This is a genomic window from Ruegeria sp. AG6 (assembly GCF_056541565.1).
Genome location: NZ_JBQFYQ010000001.1, coordinates 763372 through 778776, shown reverse-complemented (window position 1 = coordinate 778776; position 15405 = coordinate 763372). Strand labels below are relative to the sequence as shown.

General features: G+C 58.8%; 15 protein-coding genes and 1 tRNA gene. 8 read left to right on the top strand and 8 right to left on the bottom strand.

Going from position 1 to position 15405, the window contains the following annotated elements; all coding sequences use genetic code 11:
• Positions 1–42 precede the first annotated feature (42 nt).
• Both ACR0I0_RS03870 and ACR0I0_RS03865 read left to right on the top strand, forming a co-directional pair.
• On the top strand, positions 43–675 hold the full coding sequence (locus ACR0I0_RS03870; RefSeq protein WP_480487654.1) for a DNA-3-methyladenine glycosylase family protein: 633 nt from the start codon (positions 43–45) through the stop codon (positions 673–675).
• Complete coding sequence (locus ACR0I0_RS03865; protein WP_152458076.1) at positions 672–1337, top strand: alpha/beta hydrolase; 666 nt, start codon at positions 672–674, stop codon at positions 1335–1337. The genes ACR0I0_RS03870 and ACR0I0_RS03865 overlap by 4 nt, the downstream gene beginning before the upstream one ends.
• A gap of 45 nt (positions 1338–1382) precedes the next feature.
• Here ACR0I0_RS03865 and ACR0I0_RS03860 read toward each other — a convergent pair whose 3' ends face one another.
• On the bottom strand, positions 1383–1808 hold the full coding sequence (locus ACR0I0_RS03860; RefSeq protein WP_480490247.1) for a VOC family protein: 426 nt from the start codon (positions 1806–1808) through the stop codon (positions 1383–1385).
• A gap of 32 nt (positions 1809–1840) precedes the next feature.
• Positions 1841–2446: an rRNA large subunit pseudouridine synthase E gene (locus ACR0I0_RS03855; protein WP_171632272.1), complete on the bottom strand. Its 606-nt coding sequence runs from the start codon at positions 2444–2446 to the stop codon at positions 1841–1843.
• A gap of 213 nt (positions 2447–2659) precedes the next feature.
• On the opposite strand from ACR0I0_RS03855, the gene ACR0I0_RS03850 reads away from it, so the two are divergent.
• Positions 2660–3247: an HNH endonuclease gene (locus ACR0I0_RS03850; RefSeq protein ID WP_152458073.1), complete on the top strand. Its 588-nt coding sequence runs from the start codon at positions 2660–2662 to the stop codon at positions 3245–3247.
• Here ACR0I0_RS03850 and ACR0I0_RS03845 read toward each other — a convergent pair.
• Together ACR0I0_RS03845 and ACR0I0_RS03840 are read right to left on the bottom strand one after the other, a co-directional pair.
• Positions 3244–3714 carry a disulfide bond formation protein B gene (locus ACR0I0_RS03845; protein WP_480490246.1) on the bottom strand — a complete coding sequence of 157 codons (471 nt, stop codon included), beginning with the start codon at positions 3712–3714 and terminating at the stop codon, positions 3244–3246. The genes ACR0I0_RS03850 and ACR0I0_RS03845 overlap by 4 nt on opposite strands.
• The gene (locus ACR0I0_RS03840) at positions 3711–4289 is read right to left on the bottom strand and encodes a YqaA family protein (RefSeq protein WP_152458071.1); all 579 of its coding nucleotides are present in this window, start codon (positions 4287–4289) and stop codon (positions 3711–3713) included. Before ACR0I0_RS03840 ends, ACR0I0_RS03845 begins: the two co-directional genes overlap by 4 nt.
• A gap of 147 nt (positions 4290–4436) precedes the next feature.
• Between ACR0I0_RS03840 and ACR0I0_RS03835 the strand changes: the two genes are divergently transcribed.
• The 4 genes from ACR0I0_RS03835 (at position 4437) to ACR0I0_RS03820 (ending at position 9219) form a co-directional block, all read left to right on the top strand.
• A tRNA-Leu gene (locus ACR0I0_RS03835) sits at positions 4437–4522 on the top strand.
• 591 nt (positions 4523–5113) lie between these two features.
• Positions 5114–6082 carry a TAXI family TRAP transporter solute-binding subunit gene (locus ACR0I0_RS03830; protein ID WP_152458069.1) on the top strand — a complete coding sequence of 323 codons (969 nt, stop codon included), beginning with the start codon at positions 5114–5116 and terminating at the stop codon, positions 6080–6082.
• A gap of 99 nt (positions 6083–6181) precedes the next feature.
• The gene (locus ACR0I0_RS03825; RefSeq protein ID WP_480490244.1) at positions 6182–8791 is read left to right on the top strand and encodes a TRAP transporter permease; all 2610 of its coding nucleotides are present in this window, start codon (positions 6182–6184) and stop codon (positions 8789–8791) included.
• Positions 8788–9219, top strand: coding sequence for a universal stress protein (locus tag ACR0I0_RS03820; protein ID WP_171115790.1), 432 nt, complete (start codon positions 8788–8790; stop codon positions 9217–9219). The genes ACR0I0_RS03825 and ACR0I0_RS03820 overlap by 4 nt, the downstream gene beginning before the upstream one ends.
• A 78-nt stretch (positions 9220–9297) precedes the next feature.
• Here ACR0I0_RS03820 and ACR0I0_RS03815 read toward each other — a convergent pair whose 3' ends face one another.
• From ACR0I0_RS03815 to ACR0I0_RS03805, 3 genes are read right to left on the bottom strand one after another with little or no spacing between them, the layout of a single operon-like run.
• The gene (locus tag ACR0I0_RS03815) at positions 9298–10338 is read right to left on the bottom strand and encodes a lipocalin-like domain-containing protein (RefSeq protein ID WP_480490241.1); all 1041 of its coding nucleotides are present in this window, start codon (positions 10336–10338) and stop codon (positions 9298–9300) included.
• Positions 10328–12742, bottom strand: coding sequence for an ABC transporter permease (locus ACR0I0_RS03810; RefSeq protein ID WP_480490239.1), 2415 nt, complete (start codon positions 12740–12742; stop codon positions 10328–10330). Before ACR0I0_RS03810 ends, ACR0I0_RS03815 begins: the two co-directional genes overlap by 11 nt.
• Positions 12739–13386 carry an ABC transporter ATP-binding protein gene (locus tag ACR0I0_RS03805; RefSeq protein WP_480490238.1) on the bottom strand — a complete coding sequence of 216 codons (648 nt, stop codon included), beginning with the start codon at positions 13384–13386 and terminating at the stop codon, positions 12739–12741. Before ACR0I0_RS03805 ends, ACR0I0_RS03810 begins: the two co-directional genes overlap by 4 nt.
• Before the next feature lie 173 nt (positions 13387–13559).
• On the opposite strand from ACR0I0_RS03805, the gene ACR0I0_RS03800 reads away from it, so the two are divergent.
• Positions 13560–13994 carry an ion channel gene (locus ACR0I0_RS03800; RefSeq protein ID WP_480490236.1) on the top strand — a complete coding sequence of 145 codons (435 nt, stop codon included), beginning with the start codon at positions 13560–13562 and terminating at the stop codon, positions 13992–13994.
• On the opposite strand, the gene cls is transcribed toward ACR0I0_RS03800, so the two are convergent.
• Positions 13991–15403: a cardiolipin synthase gene (gene cls, locus ACR0I0_RS03795; protein ID WP_480490235.1), complete on the bottom strand. Its 1413-nt coding sequence runs from the start codon at positions 15401–15403 to the stop codon at positions 13991–13993. The two genes, ACR0I0_RS03800 and cls, sit on opposite strands and share 4 nt — an antisense overlap.
• Positions 15404–15405 lie beyond the last annotated feature (2 nt).

Sequence of the window (15405 nt, the reverse complement as noted above, 5' to 3'; positions counted from 1 at the left end):
CATGCGCCTAACCTGCCCGAAATAACAGAGCAGGGAGGCCGCATGCCCGCAGGCCGCATCATCGAAACATCGGACTGTGTGGCGGAAGGGGCCGAATGGCTGGCCCAAACCTGTCCGCGCATGGCGTATGCGATGGATCAGACCGGCCCCTTGCCGCTGCGCCGCCGCCCCGATGGGTTTGCGCAATTATTGAGTGCAATCGTCAGTCAGCAAGTCAGCGTGGCTTCGGCCAATGCGATCTGGAAACGGCTTCAGGATGCCCGCTTGACCGGTCCGCGCAAGATCCTGTGGGCAACGGATGACGATCTGCGGGCAGTTGGGTTGAGCCGACAGAAGATCCGTTATGCACGCGCTCTGGCCGAGGCACGTATCGACTATAAGGCACTGCGCGATGCAACTGACGCAGATGTCGTCGCTACTTTGACGCAAGTTCCGGGTATCGGTGTCTGGACAGCCGAAATCTATGCGATGTTCTCACTGGGTCGCGCAGATGTCATCGCACCCGGTGATCTCGCCCTGCAAGAGGCGGCGCGCATCCTCTATGACTTGCCTGAACGTCCAACGGACAAGGAATTGCGCAAAATGGCCGAGGCCTGGTCGCCCTGGCGTTCGGTTGCGGCACGGGTGCTGTGGGCCTATTACCGGGTTGCAAAACAAAGAGAAGGGATCAGATGACACGGGTTTTGAATGCGCTCCGGAAAGAGCCTGTTTCGGGCGACACGCGCTCGGTCGTGGTGTTCGTGCATGGCTATGGCGCAAACGGTGCCGATCTGCTGGGATTGGCCGATCCGCTGGGTGAACACCTGCCTGACACGTTGTTCGTGGCCCCCGACGCGCCCGAGCAGATCCCCGGAATGCCCAACGGGTATCAGTGGTTTCCGATTCCGTGGATCGATGGATCTTCCGAAGAAGAAGCCCGCCGGGGCATGGAAATGGCTGTCGAGGACTTCAACGCCTTTCTGGACGCGCTGATGGTGGACGAAGATGTTCTGCCCGAACAGGTTGTGTTGTTTGGCTTCAGCCAGGGCACCATGATGAGCTTGCACGTTGCGCCGCGGCGGGAAGATCCCGTGGCCGGGATCGTAGCCTTTTCAGGCCGTTTGCTGGAACCCGATTTGCTGGTGGATGAAACCGTCAGCCGGATGCCTGTCTTGCTGGTGCATGGCGACGCTGACGACGTTGTTCCGCCTCAATCCCTGCCGGAAGCGGCCGAAGCCTTGCAAGCTGCGGGTTTCAAAGAGGTCTATGCCCATGTCATGAAAGGCACCGGGCACGGTATCGCCCCGGATGGGCTGAGCGTTGCGCTGGCTTTCATGCGCGACAAGCTGAGCCTTTAGTGTTTAGAATCTGATCTGCGGAGCGCCCATGCGTTCCGCACCGGATCAAGTCCAAAGGTGCGCTTCGGCGAACTCGACCGAGTTTCCGGCCGGGTCGCGCACATACAGGGATCGCACGCCGCCGGGCCAGTCAAACTCGGCATCTACTAGAATATTCCAATCCAGAAGGTGTTTGCGCATCACTGCGATTTCCTCTCGTGACAGCACAAGACACACATGTCCGGGGCCGCGCGCGCCGTGGGGCGGAACCGGCATGCCGGGGTCGAGCGGCGGTTGTTCGGTCTGGTCGGGATTGAAAATCAGCAGGACCGATCCGCCGATGCGATAGAAAACATGGCGGTCAGCGACGCGTTGGATGCGTTCGAGCCCAAGAACTTCGCCGTAAAACTGTTCTGCCGCGTCCAGATCATCAACATAGAGCGCGGCTTCCAGAATGGCCGAAGGGGCCGGGATGTCAGGCGTTTTCTTCATGACCCCAGTTTAGCAGATCGGGGCAGGGTCTGTCACCGGCGCGGGCGACGGTCGCGCTTGCGTTGGGGGGCCGCGCTCAGTGTCGGCATTGGCAGACTGTCCCAGTGCCCGGGCTCAAGATCATCCAGGGTCCAGTCTCCGATGCGGTACCGGATCAGGCGCAGCGTCGGCAGGCCCACGGCAGCAGTCATCCGACGCACCTGTCGATTTTTGCCCTCACGTATGGTCAGTTCAAGCCAGCTGTCCGGTACCGTCTTGCGTTCACGGATCGGCGGGGTGCGCGGCCAAAGCATTTCGGGCTCGTCGATCTGGCGGGCCTTGGCAGGGCGGGTCAGACCATCCTTCAATTCGACCCCGTTGCGGAGCGTTTTCAGGGCCGCCTCGTCGGGGGTGCCTTCAACTTGAACCCAATAGGTTTTGGCCATCTTGTGCTTTGGGTCAGAGATCTGGGATTGCAACTTTCCATGATCTGTCAGCAGCATCAAACCTTCACTGTCACGGTCCAGCCTGCCCGCCGGATAGACGCCGGGAAGATCGATGAAATCGGACAGCGTGCTGCGTGGGCCGTCCGTATTGGCGCGGTCCGTGAACTGCGGCAGAACATCATAAGGTTTGTTGAAGCGAATGAACCAGGACATGACCTGCGCATAGCCCGAAGGTCACCCCCGGTGCAAGCTGTGGATAACTGTCACGTGCCTGTTACGGATTCGCGTTACCCCGTCTGCGACATATTGTGGAAAATCAGGGCTTGTCAGAGTTTTAACACGATATATAGTTATAAAAAGACCGGGGCGGGTGCTCCCCGCTCTGGTGTCACAAACGGGCAGCTGAGAGCGAGGAGCGATTCTGTGATGGACGGAGACTTCAGAACCGAATTTGTAAGGGAGCCGGGTGCGCTCAAACAACACCCGGCCCTGGTTTTGAACGCCGATTATCGCCCCTTGTCCTATTACCCGCTGTCACTGTGGCCCTGGCAAGAAGCGATCAAGGCGGCCTGGCTGGATCGGGTCGATATCGTGGCTGAATATGACGAGGTCGTCCGCAGCCCGAGCACCGAGATCCGAATACCCTCGGTCGTTGTTTTGAAAGACTATGTAAAACCCAGAAAGCGCGTGGCCTTCACGCGCTTTAATTTATTTTTGCGGGATGAATTCCGCTGCCAGTACTGTGGCAGCCGGGACAACCTGACCTTCGATCATGTGGTGCCTCGGGCCGCCGGTGGTGTGACCAGTTGGCAGAACGTGGTGGCCGCGTGCAGCCCGTGCAATCTGCGCAAGGGGTCAAAGTCGCTGCGCCAGGCTCGGATGACCTTGCGCAAGCCGCCACGTCAGCCCGATGCCGAAGCGTTGCGCAATATCGGACGGAAATTCCCACCGAACCACCTGCATGAAAGCTGGATCGATTTCCTGTACTGGGATGCAGAGCTGGACGAGTTCTAAGCCGCGCGGGATTTCCATGCGGCCAGCCAGATCAGCACCAGCATGGCAGAAGCAATGGCGTTCCAGCCAGCCATCGAGATACCGAACATCTCCCAGGGGATATCATCGCATCGCACCAAAGGCGCGGACATGATTTGATCGAACAGATCGTCAGCGGACAGACCGCTGATGCTGCCGGATGTGCAGCTGCTTGGGCCTTCCCACCAGCCTTGTTCAACGCCGGCGTGAAATACGCCCACCGCCGAAGTCGTCGCGGCCGCCGCGGCGCCCAGCAAGGGAAGAAAGGTCAGCCTTGGCAATGCCAGCGCCACGGCGCCAATCGCGATTGCCACCGCATGAGGATAGCGCTGCCAGATGCACATCTTGCACGGCGCAAGCCCGCCGAGATGCTGAAAGCCAAAAGCGGCCAGAAGAAGCGCCAGTGATCCAAGACTTGCCACTGCGACAAGTTGCAAACGTCTCGTCATAAGTATTTCACCACCAGGAATCCGCCAAACAGGAGGATGATGAACAAAGTGAACATTAGCCCCAGGCGCTTTTCGATGAAGTCGCGGATCGGCTCACCGAATCCCCAGAGCAGGCCTGCCACCAGAAAGAACCTCAACGCGCGGGCCAGAATCGAGGTCGCGATAAAGGTTCCAAGCGGCATTCCGGTCCAGCCGGACATAATGGTGATGACCTTGTAGGGGAAGGGGGTCACACCAGCGGCCAGAACGGCCCAGAACCCGAAGTCGTTGAACCGGGTATTGAATTCTTCCATGGCATGGGCTTTCCCCATGGATTCCAGAATGGGCTGCCCGATGCTTTCATAGAAAAACGCACCAATCGCATAGCCCAGCATGCCCCCCAGAACCGATGCCACCAGTGCCACGGTTGCGATCAGCCATGCCCGGGACGGGCGGGCCAGAATCATCGGAATCATCAGCACATCTGGGGGAATCGGGAAGAACGAACTTTCGATGAAAGCCACGATGGCCAGCGCCCACAGCGCGTGAGGGTGTTCGGCCAGACGAATGGTCCAGTCATAAAGCGATCGTAACATAAAGCACTCAAATCCCGTTTTCGGTCTGAAACCCAGCCAAACCATGCGCCCGATGGACCGTCAACAGCCGAGGGCGAAACAAATGGAATATTGGATGGTTTTTGCCTCTGGACCTTCGCTTGGATGGGCGCTAATCCAGTGTTCGTGGCCCAAGTGGCGGAATGGTAGACGCAGGGGATTCAAAATCCCCCGCCTTCACGGGCGTGAGAGTTCGAGTCTCTCCTTGGGCACCACAGTTCCGACAAATTAAGAACAACGTGCGTCCCAAGGGCGGGGTGCCGTGATCAAGGTGATGATCCGCAAACTTGATCTGCATCTCTTGTTTGTGGTCCTCCGTAACGAGCCACCAGTGCCACAACGTTCTTGGCCTGCATCAGCAGGCAGGTGATCAGGTCCCCGCAAGGATGGATCGTGAACCGGGTTGGTATTGAAGTGCCTTTGTCAGATTCGCCGAAACGTACAACCGTGACTTGCCCTGCCTCCTTATCCGAAACGCGGTTCGCTTTGTTTTGCGGTGATTTGCGCCGGGAATGAGGTCACGTTTTGGATTTGGAGTGACCGCATGAACCCAGACGGCTCGCTGTGAACTGATGGGGAAAGTTCGGGATTTATGCTCATATATGCGAATTGGCGCAGGTCAGACCGGTGCCGGCCTTGACATTGCGAGTATCTGAATGAAACCTCGAAAGGGTTGGGAGAAATTTGGAAATTCAAAGATTTGGAGCCGTTGCGATGCGGGCCGGTTTGTATTATCGGCACGCTTCCCTGAGCAGGTGATCAAACTTGATTTCCAACTGCCAGACAAAAAAAGTGGGAGTTAACAGATGAAAAACAGCAGCAAACTGAGCGTCGGCGCCTTCGTTACCGCAGCCCTTCTGGCTCCGGCGGCATATGCCGAAGAGTTCATTACGATCGGTACCGGTGGTGTCACCGGCGTTTACTATCCGACCGGCGGCGCGATCTGTCGTCTGGTCAACAAAGGCCGGAAAGAGCACGGCGTGCGCTGCTCGGTCGAATCGACCGGTGGTTCAGTTTACAACATCAACACCATCCGCGAAGGCGAGCTGGAGTTTGGTGTGGCCCAGTCCGACTGGCAGTACCACGCCTATAACGGCACCTCAAAATTCGAAGAAGCCGGCCCGTTCGAAGGCCTGCGCGCCGTGTTCTCGGTGCACCCCGAACCCTTCACCGTGGTGGCTCGTGCCGATTCCGGCATCACCAACTTTGAAGACCTGAAGGGCAAGCGCGTCAACATCGGCAACCCCGGTTCCGGTCAGCGCGGCACCATGGAAGTCCTGCTGGGCGAAATGGGCTGGACCACAGACGATTTCGAACTGGCGACCGAGCTGAAAGCGGCTGAACAGTCGGCGGCCCTGTGCGACAACCAGATCGACGCAATGGTTTACACTGTTGGCCACCCCTCGGGTTCGATTCAGGAAGCCACCACCGCATGTGACTCGGTTCTGGTGAACGTCAGCGGTGAGGCCGTGGACAAGCTGGTCAACGAAAACTCGTTCTACCGCAAGGCAACCATTCCCGGTGGCATGTACCGTGGGTCTGACGAAGACACCTCGACCTTTGGTGTGGGCGCGACCTTCGTGACCTCGGCCGATGTATCGGAAGATGCGGTTTACGCGGTCGTCAGCTCGGTCTTTGAAAACTTCGATGACTTCAAAAAGCTGCACCCGGCGTTTGCGAACCTGAAGCCCGAAGAGATGATTGCGGATGGCCTGTCGGCTCCGCTGCATCCGGGTGCCGAGAAGTACTACAAAGAAAAAGGCTGGATTCAGTAAACCAGACCTGACGCAGGGTGCCCAAGGGCGCCCTGCACAAAACCCGTGTGAAACGGGATTTCAGAAGGCCGAACAATGGCCGCGACGGGGAGACATTTGATGAATTCCGACACTCAATCCAATCGTCCGCTTTCCGAAGAAGAGCTTCAGGATCTGGTTGCATCTTCTGACGCAGGAGGGCGAAATCCGGTCGGGAACGTGGGCGTTTTCCTGGCGGTCGTGGCCGCGATCTGGTCGATATTTCAAGTTGTTCTGGCTTCGCCCTTGGCGAATTATGTCTTGCCCGGAAGCGTCGTGAACAATGCACGGCAATTCCATCTGGCTTTTGCTTTGTTTCTGGCCTTTGCGGCCTATCCGGCGCTCAAATCCAGCCCCCGGAACTATATTCCGGTTCAGGATTGGATCATGGGATTGGTGGGCGCGTTCGTCGCGCTGTACGGCTATTTCTTCTATGACAAGATCGTCAATGCGGGCGGTTTGGCCGACGACACTGACAAATGGGTTGCGTTGCTTGGCCTGGTGCTGTTGTTCGAGGCCGCGCGCCGTGCGCTTGGCCCTGCCATGGCAATTATCGCGACCATATTTTTGGCCTATGTCTTCTTCGGTGCCTCGGAATGGGTGCCCGAAGTTATCCGCTGGAAGGGCGCGAGCCTGAAAAAGGCGATGAGCCACATGTGGATCACGTCCGAGGGCGTGTTTGGTATCGCATTGGGTGTTTCCACGAAATTCGTCTTCCTGTTCGTGCTGTTTGGCGCATTGCTGGATAAAGCCGGGGCAGGGAACTACTTTATCAAGATGGCCTTTGGGGCCCTGGGCCACCTGCGCGGTGGTCCGGCCAAGGCGGCGGTTGTGGGCTCGGCTGCGACCGGCCTGATCTCGGGCTCGTCGATTGCCAATGTTGTTACCACCGGTACCTTCACCATCCCGCTGATGAAGCGCGTCGGGTTCAGCAGTGAACAAGCGGGCTCGGTCGAGGTTGCCAGCTCGGTCAACGGGCAGATCATGCCGCCGGTGATGGGGGCCGCTGCATTCCTGATGGTGGAATATGTGGGCATCTCTTATGTCGAGGTGATCACCCATGCCTTCCTGCCGGCTGCGATTTCCTACATCGCACTGGTTTACATCGTGCACCTTGAGGCCGTGAAGCGGAACATGCCCACGCTGGGCGACCGCGATGTACATCTGGCGCGGACCGTAGTGGGGATGCTGGGCTTTTTCCTGGTGTTTGCAGGTCTTTGCTATGGCTCACAATTCCCGGTGGATGCCGTGACAAGCTGGGTGCCGTCGGCCGCTGGGATCGTGCTCAGTCTGATTATCTGCGCGGTCTATGTCGCACTGCTTTATCTGGCGGCGCAGGTGCCTGACCTGGAACCGGACGACCCTAACGCCAAAGAGGTTACGCTTCCGGTCATCGCCGATATCTACAAAGCTGGCCTGCATTACCTGCTGCCGATCATCGTGCTGGTCTATTTCCTGATGATCGAACAGAAATCACCGGGCCTGTCCGCCTTCTGGGCCACATCGTTGCTGTTTGTCATCCTGCTGACGCAGAAGCCGCTGAAAGCGATGTTCCGCGGGCAGAGCAACCTGTACAACACTTTCATCGATGGTGTTGCCGACCTGTGGCAAGGTCTGATCGACGGGGCACGCAACATGATCGGCATCGCGCTTGCCACGGCAACCGCGGGCGTGATCGTGGGAACCGTCACGTTGACGGGGGTTGGTCAGGTGATGGCCGATCTGGTCGAGTTCCTGTCGGGCGGCAATCTGATCCTGATGCTGGTCATGGTCGGGCTGCTCAGCCTGATCCTGGGCATGGGTCTGCCGACAACCGCGAACTATATCGTTGTCAGCTCTTTGATGGCCGGAGTGGTTGTTGAGTTGGGCGCCCAAAGCGGGCTGATCGTTCCATTGATCGCTGTCCACCTGTTCGTGTTCTATTTCGGGATCATGGCCGACGTGACACCTCCGGTCGGGCTGGCCAGTTTTGCTGCTGCGGCTGTGTCGGGCGGTGATGCGATCAAAACCGGTTTCACGGCCTTCTTCTACAGCCTGCGCACCGTGGCGCTGCCCTTCGTGTTCATTTTCAACACCGATCTTCTGCTGATCGATGTGACATGGGTCGAAGGGATCATAGTGGCGATTTTCGCGACGATAGCGATCCTTGTCTTTACGGCAGGCACCATGGGGTATTTCCTGACCCACAGCCGCATCTACGAAAGTATCGCGCTGATCGCCGTGGCCTTCGCCCTGTTCAGGCCGGATTTCTTCATGGATCGCATCGCGCCTCCATACACTTCGGTCGAACCTGCGGCGTTTGTCGAAACCATTGGCCAGACTCCACCGGGAACCGAGGTTCGCATGGTGATCAGCGGGCCGGATTTTGACACCGGCGAGATGGTGGACACCACGGTTGTCGTGCCAGTCGGATCCGAAGAGGGCGGTGAAGCGCGCGTGGATGCGATGGGGCTGCTGTTGCTCGAAGAGGATGGCCTTGTCAAACTTGACGAACCGATGTTCGGATCACCGGTTGCCGAAGATCTGGCCAACTTTGACTATTACGGTGACGAGGCCGTGCGTCTGAGCTCGGTCAGCCTGCCGTCCAGCCAACCTCCGAAGCAACTGGTCTATATCCCGGCGCTGATCCTGCTGGGTCTGATCGCTTTCCTGCAACGCGGCCGTGCCGCCAGACAAGAGGTGCTCGTATGACACGTTCCGTTCTGTGTGCCGTTGATATCAGCAATGGCGAGATTGATGCACCGGTGCTGCAAAAAGCAGCCGCGCTGGCGGATATGGAAGGGGCGCAACTTGACGTCGTGACAGTGTTGCCCGATTTCGGGGAAAGCTGGGTGTCGGGGTTTTTCGAATCCGGTTTTCACGACAAGGCGTTGGAGGAGGCGCAGGCCAAGCTGACGGCGCTGTGCGTATCGGCCCTGGGGGCCGAGCGCAACGAAACCATCCGCCATGTGGTTGCGACAGGCACAGCCTATCAGGAGATCTTGAAGACGGCCGAAAGTGCCGGCTCTGATTTGATCGTAATCGGAGCCCACAAGCCGGATTTCAAGGATTACCTGCTGGGCCCGAATGCGGCACGCGTGGTGCGACATTCCAACGTCTCGGTTTACGTGGTGCGCTGACGCGAAAAGCAGATGCCGTGCACAGAGGTGCCGGAGCCCCGACGGTCGCCTGCCGCCGTTCGGGCTCCCGCAGCCAGGTCAGTAGCCAGTCATCTCGAGATACCCAACGCCCTCGTGGCTGCCGGTGACCGTGACCGGACCTTCCCAATATTCAAAACGTGTCCCCATCCAGGCGTCCGGTGTCAGGGCGGATACCTTGACGTCGATGCCTCGGTCCGCAAGCACGACGCGCCATTGCGTCGGGACGTCGCGCCCTGCCACCTGATCGGTCGCAAGCGGCTCAAGCCTGACGGATCCGTCGGGGATGGCATCGGTGCTGCCGTCTGAATTGATCCATGTAGCCGAAGTGAAATCGCCGCGACCACCGCGCAGTCGAAAGGCCATCAGCTTGTCCCCGTCCTCGAAGCTGAGCGAAAACCAATCCCAGCCGGTTTGATCCTCGGCCAGGGGTTGCGAAGACCATTCCCGGTCCAGCCAGCCCTGACCGGTGACGCGCATATCGCCATCCGGCAGGTGCAGTACGCCTTCGACTGAATAAAAGGGTTGCGAATAGTAATAGCTGGCTTGCCCGTCGGCGGATTTGACAGAATAGCCCGCTTGGCCATGAAACACCAACGGGCCTTGTGCGCTCAGCGCAAGATCGTACCCGAAATCAGCCCCGTTCGCGGTCAAGGTCAGGGTATCCATATCCGGTCCGGCCATGCGCCATTCGTCGATCCAGGCCTCGAACGGTTGCACCGCAACACCTGCCTGCCCAATCCCCCCACGCGACAGGCGTTCGGCAAAATAGTGGGTGTCAGGCGTGGTGACAGCCGCATGGCCCATCCAGATCTGCGGGCTGTGCCATCCATCTGTTTCAAAAGGTTTCAGGGCCGACCGGAAAAGGGTCCATTGGATGCCATAGTCACGCCCGTCCTCGCCTTCGAGGTTGGCCGTCAGATACCACCATTCGATCCGATAGGCGGGATGAGGCCCGTGGTCTTTGGGAAAGTCGAATTCAAAGCCCGCCTGCGGAACCTCGAACCCTTCCGCCGACCCTCCAAGACCTGCAAAGCCCTGCGCCCAAAGAGGCGATGGGCACAAAAACACGAGAACGGCCAAAAGGGTTTTAACGTTCATTGGCGAACACCTTCAGCAAATCGGCAGGGGGCAGACGCAACATGCGCAGCGCGGGCAGGGCCGCTGCAACCAGGGCGGCCAGCAGGGTCAACAGGAACAGCCACAACCAATCCCAGGGAAACACGAACATCGGCAACCGCCAGCCAAAGGCTTGCACATTGATCACCGCCAACAGAACCCAGGCGAGAATCAGACCAAGCGGCAACGCCAGGCTCGCGGTCAGAGCCGCGAGCAGCACGCTGCGCAAAAGCTCCAGCCGCGCCAGTTGTGCCCGATTCAGTCCTAGCGCCCATACCGGAGCAATCTGAGGCAAGCGCTGGGTCCACAGGGTCAGCAGGCTGGTGAGTATGGCAAATCCGGCCACACCGAGGGTCAGAACATTGAGCGCCGATGTCACGACAAAGGTCTTTTCGAAGATTGCCAATGATTGCGCCTTCATGGCGGCCTGCTGGACCACGGCCTGACGCGGCAGGGCAAACCGCTCGCGCAATGTCTGCGCCATTTCAGTCGCCTGTTCGGGGTTCAAACGGACGCCAAACCGTCGGGTTTCGGCCCCTGGTGCGATCCGGTCAAGTTGGCTCATCGACACTATGGCTTGCCCGGTTGGGTTTCCATAATCCGAATAAACCCCAGCGATGGTCAGCGTGTGAGCCGGGGACAGTGTCAGCGTATCTCCGGGCCATAGGTTCGCGCGCCGTGCCAGTTGTTCGTTGATCAGAACCGCGTCTCCGGCCATCACGTCGTCCCATACGGTCGAGTTTGCCGATATCAAGGGCCAGTGTTGCCGATAGACCGGATCGTCAATGACCCCGTACAGAAACAGGGGGCCCGTTTCGTGCGACAGTTCCATGTTGCGAATTGGAAGGATGGCGTCGACCTGTGGCCGCAGCCAATCCGTGATCTCGCGACCCTGTTCTTCGTCACGGACGGTCAGATACAGCTCTGAGGTCAGGCGCTGGTCGAGCCAGCCGACAAAGGTCAGCCGGAAACTTGAAACCATTGTACCCACACCGATATTTGCCGCAAGCGCAAGCAACAGGGCCATCAGGGCAAGCGACAGCCCGGGCAATTGTGCGCGCATGTCGGCCCAGACCCACTGCGCGACGGCACCACGGGACCTGTTGCCAAAGACGGAAAGCGCAAAGGTCAGAAGCGCCGGCAACAAAAGTGCGGCACCCGTCAGCAATCCGGCCAACAGCACGAAACCGGCAACCAGCCCACCGATGCCGAGATAGGCGGTGACACCGCCGAGGATCAGGGACAAGCCGAGCAAACCTGTCACACGACGTGTGCCGGCATTGCCCTGCCAGGCTTGCACACCGGGCCCCGCCAGCAGGGGCATACGAGACAATCGCCACAGCGCATGGCCACTGGCAAACAAGGTGCCGCAGACAGCCATCGCCATCCCGGCAAACACCCAATGGGGGTGCAATGTCAGCTGTCCGGTCACGGGCGCACCATACAGGCCACGAAGGGTTGCTGCGACATCGGGCAACAACGCTCCAGCCAGAAAGAACCCAAGAAGCAGCCCCAGGGTTCCACCGATCAGGGCCAGCCCCGTGAGTTCGGTCAGGATCAGGAAGACCAGCCGCCGCATCGAAACGCCCAGCGCGCGCAGGGTGCGGATCATGCCTCGGCGTTGGGCAAAAGCCAGCCCGACGGTGCCGTTCACGATGAACAGGCCAACGGCAAAGGACAGCAGGCCAAAAGCCGACAGGTTCAGGTGAAAACTGTCAGTCAACCGAGCAGTATCGACTTGCGAGGATGGGCTGGCGCGCTCCAGTTCGGGCGCGATTTCGGCCAAAGGTGGCCGATCACGCGGCTGATCCGGCAACACAATGAGTCGCGAGATGAAATCGGTTTGGTTCAGCAGGGCTTCGGCTGTGCCGATATCCGTCAGAATAATGTCCGGTGGCAGCGCCGTGGTGAACGAAACCGGCGGAAGGTTGTTCTGGTCGCGCAACAGCGGCGCCAGCTCTGCCGCGACCAGAAGCCGCCCCGGAGCGGTCAGCATGTCTGCCGGCTCAGTCGGCGCGGTGCTTTGGTCGGCTTCGGTGACGGCGGGCAGGGCCGGGTAGGCGACCATGTCCACACCCATCAGGCGCAATGTGCGGCCCCGGATTCGATAGGGGCCCTCCAGAACGGCCGCCACCTGCCAACCAGCACGACGCAGATCTACGTAACGAGAAACCGGAATTAGACCGGAAGGATCGCGCAGCTCGTCGAACTGCCCAAGGGCAAGCTGCGCGTTGGCCCGGGCATAGCTGGCGCGCGCTTCGGCATTGATGGCCTGAACCGCGGACCAGAGACCGGTGGCCAACGCGATGCCTGTCAAAAGCGTCGCCAGTTGCAACCAGTGCACCCGCCAGTGTGACATCAAAGCCTGAATGACGGCGCGTGTCATTGGATACAACCACCGCAGAGCTGGACGGTTCGATCCAGTCGGGCTGCAATCTGTTGGGAATGCGTGACCAACAGAAGCGCTGCGCCGGTATCAGCCACCAAGGCCAACATCAGATCCAGAACCCTTGCGCTGGCGGTTTCATCCAGATTGCCCGTGGGCTCATCCGCCAGCAGCAGTTTCGGACGCGCTGCCATGGCACGACCAATCGCCACCCGCTGCTGTTGCCCGCCGGACAGGTTTTCGGGATATCGGTCCAAAAGATCGGACAGGCCCAAGCGTTCGGTCAGATGCGCGGTCCACCCGGCATCCTCGGCGCCGGCAAGGCGGGCGTGAAAAGAAAGGTTCTGCGCAACGGTCAGCGAAGGGATCAGATTGAACTGCTGAAACACCAACGAAAGCTGACTGCGCCGCAATTCGGCCCGCCCGGCATCGTCCAGACGGGACAGAGGCGTTCGGTTCAAGATGATTTCACCGCTGTCGAAACAGTCAAGCGCTGCGGCAAGGTTCAGCAGAGTGCTTTTGCCACTGCCGCTTTCGCCGGTCAGGGCCAGGGTTTGCCCTTCATCCAATGTCAGCGACACGTCGCGCAGAACCGGGCGCCCGCCGGGATAGGTTTTCTGAACACGGTCGATGGTCAACAGCATGGTCTGGCCTTTTTTCTTCCAAGGATGTGCGACGGAATTCCAAACTGTCCAGTGCGGACCCGCACTCGGTTCCATTCGCCGCAGGCGTTTTTCACGATCGCCGGGGTTGTGCCCTGCACCTCAACGGGTCATTCTGCCCGGACGGTACACTGTCGTAAATCGGGATGAAAAACATGACGTTGCTGCATCAGATCATATGGGGCAGTTCATTTCTGGCGCTCTGCTTCTTGGTCGAGATTCTTTTGTTGACCTGGTGTACCGTCACGATCATCAAGTGGGATGAAAGATGGTCCGCCAAGGGGGTGTTCTTTGGTACGGCAGCACCGATCGCGGTATCTTTGGCCTTTATTGTCGCGACGCACACGATTCAGGTCTGGATTTGGGCCATCGTCTGGGTGTTGCTTGAGGTTCTGCCGGATTGGAACTCGGCCATCTATTTCTCACTGGTGACATTCACGACCCTGGGATATGGCGATATCGTTTTGGGCGAAGGGTTGCGCATTTTTGGGTCTTTTGCCGCGGTTGCTGGTCTTCTGGCCTTTGGTCTGTCGACCGCTTATCTGGTGGCGATGATGACGCGCGTTTTTCAAGAAAAGTTCTTTTCCTAGAGGATTGGTGCAAACAACCGCGCCAACGGGGCGCCAAACCGGATATGGGCAGGTTGCTGGGCCAGACTGCGCGTCAACTCATAGCTTGCCTCGAAATCCGCGCGCAGCATGTGATCAACTGCCAAGGCTGCTCGGGCATCAAAAAACAGGGCCATCGCTTCGAAGTTCAGCCGGAAGGACCGGTTGTCCAGATTGGTCGTGCCGACCGCAGCCAGCGTGTCGTCAACCACGAAAACCTTCTGGTGCATGAAACCGTCCGTATATCGGAACACGCGTGCGCCGCAGTCGCGGATTTCGTCGAAATAGGCAAAAGCAGCCAGCCATGGCAGCCGATGGTCTATGATATCGGGCACAAGGATGCGCACGTCCACACCGCGCATCGCTGCATGTTGCAATGCGGTCATGACGTCGATGTCGGGCACAAAATAGGGCGAGGCAATCCACAATCTTTCTTTCGCCTCGGCGATGGCCGAAAAGAACATCATGGCGCCGGTTTCGGTTTCATCTCCGGGTCCGGTGGCCACCAATAGGGCATTCATGTCCTGCTCGGCCTCGCTGCCTGCCCAGTCGAGGTCGTCAATCAGGTCTTCATCGCGGGCCCAGTGCCAGTCTTCAGTGAAGATGAGCTGCAATTGCCGGACGATGTGGCCGGTCATCTTGATATGCGTGTCGCGCCAATGGCCGAAATGCGGGTCTTCTCCCAGATATTCAACGCCCACGTTGTGACCGCCGATAAAACCTGTTTCACCGTCAATGACGACGGTTTTGCGATGGTTCCGGTAATTCAGCTGAAACCTGAAATTTGGCCCGCGTTGCTCGCGCGGGTCGGCGACGTCGATACCCGCATCGCGCATCGTGTCCAGATAGGTGTTTTCCAATCCATAGCTGCCGACGGCATCGGTCATGAAACGGACATGCACCCCACGTTTCGCAGCCTCGATCAGCTTGGTCTGAAGTTTTCGGCCCAAGGCATCGTCTCTGACGATATAGAACTGGATCAGGATATAGTTCCTGGCCTCGTCTATCGACTGGAAAATGGCGTCAAACGTTGCCTGACCATCGATCAGAAGCTGAGCGCCATTGCCACTGGATACCGGAAGATGAGCCAGAAATTCGAATGGTCGTGGATTGATCGACATCGTTGTCGGATCAGGCCTGGAATAGTCGGCAAAGGTCTTGATGCCTTCGACGACCCGTTCGCTTTGTTGGCGCGAGATGCGATAGCCGCGAAACCTGTGATGCCCCAGAAACAGGTACATCGGAACCGCAAAGATTGGCGCCGATACCAAAAAGACCACCCAGCCAACGGCTCCTTGCGGTGTGCGCGCGGTTTGTGCCGCGCGCACCGAAAACACAACTGCGGTTGCGTACAACGCAAAAACAAAGATGGATACAAGCAAAGTCCACATGG